This is a genomic window from Staphylococcus intermedius NCTC 11048 (assembly GCF_002902385.1).
In the GTDB taxonomy this organism is placed as follows: domain Bacteria; phylum Bacillota; class Bacilli; order Staphylococcales; family Staphylococcaceae; genus Staphylococcus; species Staphylococcus intermedius.
This window is the reverse complement of sequence record NZ_PPQH01000175.1, coordinates 1-274: the sequence shown is the minus strand read 5'-3', so window position 1 is coordinate 274 and position 274 is coordinate 1. Positions and strand designations below refer to the sequence as shown.

Sequence of the window (274 nt, the reverse complement as noted above, 5' to 3'; positions counted from 1 at the left end):
TTCGTAAGTTGATTTCGCTCCTGATGTTAAGTCGCTGAAGAATTGACTTACTTCTTTCGCGATACTATCTGATTCACTTGTGCTTGTTGAAGTACTTGTTGAGTCAGACGCACTTGTTGATGTACTTGCTGATTCACTTGCACTCATTGACACACTTACTGATTCAGATGTGCTCATCGAAGCTGAACTACTCATTGATTCACTATTCGCTGCTGATACGCTTAATGATTCGTAAGTTGATTTCGCTCCTGATGTTAAGTCGCTGAAGAATTGA

At 40.1% G+C, this 274-nt stretch carries 1 protein-coding gene; it reads right to left on the bottom strand.

Translation table 11 applies throughout. From position 1 onward, the window contains the following. Positions 1 to 274 (bottom strand): hypothetical protein (locus CD138_RS14490; protein WP_180991074.1); only part of this gene is annotated, 274 nt, incomplete at both ends.